The organism is Hymenobacter psychrophilus (assembly GCF_900107135.1).
GTDB lineage: Bacteria > Bacteroidota > Bacteroidia > Cytophagales > Hymenobacteraceae > Hymenobacter > Hymenobacter psychrophilus.
In genome coordinates, this window is record NZ_FNOV01000034.1 from 1 (window position 1) to 4,711 (window position 4,711).

Here is a 4,711-nt window from a genome sequence, read left to right on the forward strand (position 1 = left end):
CCGTAGGTGGTATCGCGCACCGGCAAGCCCGTGCGCGCAGCCAATTCAGTGGCCAAGGTTTCCCAACGGGTCCGCTCAGCGCTTTCTTGGTGGACGCAGGCCACGATGCGGGCCTCCAGGGCCTGGTACCCAGGAAAAGCCCGCGCGTTCATCCCGTCGGGGGGCACAAGGCCCAGGGGGTAGTGGCGCTGCAGGTCAAGGTAAATCGGCCAGTAATCGCGCTGGGCGTTGAAAAAGTGCGTCATGGGCAGGATGGAGACAGGGCGGAGGCGCAGCAGCTAACCTGCCCGTGGCAACGCAAGGGGTACAATGTTCAGGTAAGTATACCCTCCTTTCAATGAACTGCCAGCAGCTGCCCGGCACCAGGTGCTCGTAGGCCCTTGCGGGGCTGGAGGAGTCTAAGAAACTCGTCTACGATTCAAAGTTTACGAAACGCGCCGAGGGGATGAGTTTCGCAAACTCGAAACAGACGCCTTTCCCGGGCGTGAGCAAACAGGATTTTGGGCGCATTAGGAAAGAGCGAATAGTCCCGACCTCATCTGGGTTGTGTCCTTTCACATAATTCATCTTCTCAGACAGCGCTTGGAATCGTGGTGGGTTTATGCATTAGCTAAAACTGCCAGCAACTTGTATGAAAATAAGTAGATGCTTTACTCTTCAACTTGAAGAGTGGGCCCAATAGTAAGCTGGCGTTGGTGCAAATTATAGTCTTTCGTCGGTAGATTTTCAACCGCGTGAAAGAGGGTGGCTAAGGAGCTTCCTGGCAGCAAGATTCTAGAGGTATTATCTTGGGTCAAACTCAAGGCCACGATAGCTTTCGAATCGGGGTTAAGTCCTAAATCCGTCGTAAGTACTTGTTTTTGATAAGGAGCTATAGAATACGTAATTATTCCGTGTAGCTGGTCAATGTGAGCCACTCGGCCGGTTGGTTTGTAAGTAGCTAAAGTGTTGGCCCCAAAATGAATCCAAGCGCTTAAGCTGTCGAGGCGACCCGCGTATACTTTTGGTGTGTCGTCAAGGAAAGGGTTTACCTCGCTCTGGTGCGTATCTACCTGATACCACTTGCTCTGATGTCTGCTGAGCCGTCTTAAAGGATGACGCAGAAAGCCCCGACCTTCATAGGCTGCTGAGTCTATGTGCCACACCCGCTGCAAATGAGAGGCGTCAGCGATTGTTAGCTGCGTAGAATCTAAAGGGTAGCGCACGGTCACAACTAGCGTGTCGGGCGTATTATTGGCTACAACCCATACGAGTAAATCGACGTGCGTTTGCTCAGGCGGCGTGCAACTGCCCAGCGCCAACAACCCGAGTACTGGAACAAGTCTGTGCCAGGAAAACCGAACAGGTAGGTAGTAAATCATTAATAAGGTGCGTGTAGAACAAGAACCCATTGCATACGCTGGACCTGACTGCTCCTGATGCCTATGTGCGACCCGAAAAATATTACAATTAATGATATCCACGCCCCTCGCCCCCTACTCGCTGTTGCTCTCTTATGGTCACGGTCCCTCGTTGGACGATTGGATATTCACGATTATTCTGTTGTGGATACCCCAGCTTCTATGGACTGGGCTGGCGGCGTTGGTGCTGTGGGTAGCCCTGATACGGTTACGGTATCACTGGCTGCGTTGGGTGCTTGTATTTGTGCCCTATGCCATGATTGGATTAGTGCTCTGGGATACTTGGACAGGAGAATTTTCAGGAAACTCCCAAGACTATATCCTCAGCAAGTTGTCCAGTGAGCGGTTTCAACGTGATTGGGCACCTATCTTGCTAACCGTGCCGGGTATGCTGCTCTGGCACCTGAAGCTGTGGCGGAAACAGGCCCGGCTACGGGCCCAGGAGTTGGCCGCCCAAACACCACCAGCCAGCCCTGGCTAACCCAACCGCCCGGCTAGCTGCTTTCCGATACTTACTAACTCACCGATTTTCCTTCTCAATCCGCTATGGCGCAGCAGTCGTTTCACCGATTCTTTACGGAGGTGGCCTTGCAGCTGGGCGAAGGGCCAGGCGGTACAATGCGTCTCTTATAACGTTTTACAAAGGACCGTGGCTGTTGCAGAAGTTGGTGGATGAGTTGTCCACGAATCGGCTAGCTGCGTAGCGATAGTATGCAAGGCAAGAAGCAGTTTACCGATCAGGTAGTCACGCACTTCCGCCTCTCGGAGCGGGTGCCCTCCCATAACCTTTACCGCCGGCTCGACGAGCTGTTGGACCTGGACTTTCTTTACGAGGAAACCCACGCGCTCTACAGTCACACAGGCCAGCCCTCGCTCGACCCCGTGGTCTTCTTTAAGCTGCTGCTGGTGGGCTGCCTCGAAAATATCACCAGCGACCGGCGCCTATTGGCTCATTGCGCCCTTCGCCTCGACATTCTGCTGTTCCTGGGCTATGAGCTGGACCAAGAGCTACCCTGGCATTCGACCGTGAGCCGCACCCGTCAGCTTTATCCCGCGGCCCTATTTGAGCACCTGTTTGATCGGGTGTTTGGCTTATGTGTAGCCCAGGGCATCGTCAAAGGCGATACGCAAGCCGTCGACTCCGCCCCCATCAAAGCCAACGCCTCGCTCGATAGCGTGCGCGAAAAACAGGCACCGGCGCAGCTTCCCCCCTTTAGCGTGGTCGGCCGGGAGCCGGCAACGGTGGCCCCACCGCCCGCCCCGGTGCGCTCAGCTCCCGCCCATCAGCTGCGCTACGAGGCCACCCGGCAGGCCAAGCGGCAGCGCGAACCGGGCGCCTTGGGGGCCCATCATACCCAGGCACGGCTACTGAGCAACAAAACCCACTACAGCCCCACGGATCCGGACGCTCGCATTTCCGTTAAACCGGGTAAGGCCCGCGCACTTAACTACCTCTGCAGCCTAGCAGTAGATACGGCGTATGGCGTGATCAGCCATATGCAGGCCGACTTAGCCGACACGCGCGACAGCCGTTATTTGCCCACTATCGTGCAACAGGTGCAGCAGCGCCTGGCGCGCAACGAGTTGCAGCTACAGGATCTGGTCGCCGACACCGGCTACTCCAATGGCTTCAACTACGCGTTGCTGGAAAACAGCGGCGTCACTCCCTGGATTCCGGTGTTTGGCGCGTACAAGCCGGCCGTGGAGGGCTTCACCTACCACGAAACCACTGACGAATATCGCTGCCGAGCCGATAAGCCGCTACCCTTTCGAAAGTATCGGCTCTCGGCCGATGGCAACTGGCTAAAACACTACCGGGCCTTCTACCAGGATTGCCAGCATTGCCCTTTCAAAACGAGCTGTGTGCCCTCTGCCGACCACAAGCAGCTGAATCGCTCCGCATTTGATGCCGCATATCATCGGGCCTGGCACCGGCAACGCAGCCGGCAAGGGCAGCATATGCGCCGGGTGCGCCAGCGCACGGTCGAACCCGTGTTTGGCCACTTGCTGCACCAGTATGGCCTGCGCCGCATCAATGTGCGCGGCCAAGCTGGGGCCCAAAAGTCCATGCTCTTAGCGGCCATCGGTTATAATCTCAAGAAGCTGCTTCGCTATCGTCCCGCACAAACCATGCGCTTAGCCATCACCCTGCCAAGGCCCCCTGCGCCACCACCACCAGCGCCTGCTCTACGATGGCAGAGTCGACGGAAATGGCGCAACGCCAAGCGGCAGCTGTTCACCCCAACACCGAATCAGAGTTCTGCAACAGCCACGTCCGTTCAAGAAACGTTACGTAGTCCAAGAGGTGAAGCGCTTCTGCGGGCTAGTAAAGGAACTCAACCCGCAGCTGGAGCAAGAAGCGCAGCGCCAAGTGGCTCAACAGCGCATATGCTAGGCCACTCAACTGCACAGACGAGTAGGTGGAATAAGCAGGCAGAGTTCAACCTTTAACTAAACACCACGCGCCTTACGCTGCGCCTGCTTTCTGAATAAGATGGCATGCAACACGATTAGAAAAGGCACCGCCAATAAAATAGCAGCCCATTGTATTCGAAAATTCGAGTCATGATCGAGTAAGCTAAGAAGATTGTCAAACTCATAATGATTCCGCTCCATACCTACGGCAGTATCTATTGCCCACCCAACCATTGCGTATGGTACCCACATAATCACCCAGCGGATCCAGAAGCGGCGCAAGCCGAGCATCACCCCGACAAGCACTAGGGTGGCAATGCCTACCCATATTAACTGAGGTATCCACCATATAATTACTAATACCCAGTCTTCTAAAGTTTTGATGTCGGAAGAAAGCAGGAGCTGGATGAACATTGCGAACATGGGCTGATCTAATTGTAGTAGGTCTCTGGCCGGCTGGTTGCTTGGGATGCTATCAAATCGGCCTCCTCATAGCGGCCAGGGGATAAATTCACGCTATAGTATTGCTCCTTTTCCTAAAGCGCTAGTAATGGGGGTAGCGCAAGAGTAAGAACAGAAATTCCCGTTAGGGCCGCCGGGTCGGATTCTGGCGAGTTGGGGGTGTCTCGAAAAACGGGCGTTTTTTCGGCCCAGTAACCTCGCTAGTTTGAAAGGCTCCTGAGGCGAGCAATAAATGTCTCATATGCTGTTCTCACGAATCAACGGCTCGCTATCTTTGCCCCCGTTGACTTCCTGAGAATACCGCCTATGATTTTCGGCTATGCCCGCGTCAGTACCTCTGACCAGCAGCTGCACCTGCAGACCGATGCTTTGCAGGCCTACGGGTGCGCCGAGGTGGCCCAGGAAAAAGTGTCGTCCGTGAAAGAGCGGCCAGC

3 protein-coding genes and 1 pseudogene are annotated in these 4,711 nt (G+C 55.3%); 2 read left to right on the forward strand and 2 right to left on the reverse strand.

Annotation, left to right across the window (positions count from 1 at the left end; all coding sequences use genetic code 11):
* Nucleotides 1-245 (reverse strand): annotated as a pseudogene (locus BLW21_RS20795) (hypothetical protein); the annotation flags it as partial.
* A gap of 1,866 nt (nt 246-2,111) precedes the next feature.
* Here BLW21_RS20795 and BLW21_RS20805 point away from each other — a divergent pair.
* Entirely contained in the window at nt 2,112-3,851 is a 1,740-nt protein-coding gene (locus BLW21_RS20805; protein ID WP_092744015.1) for an IS1182 family transposase, read from the forward strand.
* Here BLW21_RS20805 and BLW21_RS20810 read toward each other — a convergent pair whose 3' ends face one another.
* Nucleotides 3,852-4,229 carry a hypothetical protein gene (locus tag BLW21_RS20810; protein ID WP_139255378.1) on the reverse strand — a complete coding sequence of 126 codons (378 nt, stop codon included), beginning with the start codon at nt 4,227-4,229 and terminating at the stop codon, nt 3,852-3,854. It lies immediately after the preceding gene.
* Nucleotides 4,230-4,583: 354 nt separating this feature from the next.
* On the opposite strand from BLW21_RS20810, the gene BLW21_RS20815 reads away from it, so the two are divergent.
* The coding region (locus BLW21_RS20815; protein ID WP_175471082.1) for a recombinase family protein at nt 4,584-4,711 on the forward strand (128 nt) is incomplete at its 3' end.

Excerpts from the sequence above, each read along its gene's own strand:
- BLW21_RS20805 (WP_092744015.1), top strand. The coding sequence starts at position 2,112 with ATGCAAGGCAAGAAGCAGTTTACCGATCAGGTAGTCACGCACTTCCGC.
- BLW21_RS20810 (WP_139255378.1), bottom strand. The coding sequence starts at position 4,229 with ATGTTCATCCAGCTCCTGCTTTCTTCCGACATCAAAACTTTAGAAGAC.